Origin of the sequence: Allomuricauda sp. CP2A, assembly GCF_001683915.1 — a bacterium.
Lineage (GTDB): Bacteria > Bacteroidota > Bacteroidia > Flavobacteriales > Flavobacteriaceae > Flagellimonas.
In genome coordinates, this window is sequence record NZ_LXTT01000154.1 from 1 (window position 1) to 955 (window position 955).

1 protein-coding gene is annotated in these 955 nt (G+C 40.9%); it reads right to left on the bottom strand.

Annotated elements, in window-relative coordinates; genetic code table 11:
- Positions 1-68: 68 nt before the first annotated feature.
- On the bottom strand, positions 69-955 hold an 887-nt coding region (locus A7D14_RS17930; protein WP_141673441.1), incomplete at its 5' end, for a sugar phosphate isomerase/epimerase family protein.

Here is a 955-nt window from a genome sequence, read left to right on the forward strand (position 1 = left end):
TATTGATTTTGATTTTTTGATTTTATCGTCTATAACTATTTTTTGGGCTCTTCTGACAGCATATTCATTTAAGTGAAACTATACCCAAGATCCACTAAGTAATCCCGTGATATTTTTGCCGCTTCAAAAGTGGAATAGGCCGGTTTTATTTTTCGGTCGTAATCCAGCTCAAACATAATATCGCCAACCATTTTGTCCCTTCCTCTCTCAAGCATCTTCATGAGTTTCTTGATTTTTACATGCCCTTCTCCCAATGGGGCATATCCCAAGTAACCATTATCGCCACCTTCATAATCCTTGAGATGGACATGTTCGATCAATGGCATAAAATCCCTGAATATCTTCACTGTATCCGCACCACCTTTTTCCAATTGTCCGGAATCAGGTCCAAATTTCATATAGTTGGTGTCCACATTTTCCATGATGAAGTACACTTCCTCTTCGGTTTCAACAGGGGTTCCCGTATGTGGATGCAATGCGCAGGTGAGACCAAGATCTGTGACCACTTTGGCATAGTCGTTCATGGCATCCACCATATTTTTTCTGTGTTCCTTAAAAACAAAATCTTTACGGTCAACCGATGCAGGACAATACTCCACCAAAGTACCCCCTGCTCTTTTAAGGAGCTTGGTCCAACTGGTCAATTTCTCGATTTCCTCTTTTCTTTTTGATGGTGATGGATCTAGAACATCGGTCATGCAAAAAGCAGACCTGATGGGAATGTTGTGCTTTTCAATCAATTCTTCCAATCTAACACCAGAGTCTTCCAGTTCCTGTATGGTCCAACCAAAGGTCTCAAAGGAATGGAAGCCCAATCGTGACATTTCCTCAAGGGACGTTTCCAAGTTTTTTAGATTGTAACCCCAAAGAATAAAAGTGGCCCCTACCTGGAACTTTTCATTTATTTCCAAACTATTGATAAAGTCCATATTGGGCAATGTAACGGCGGCAAGAC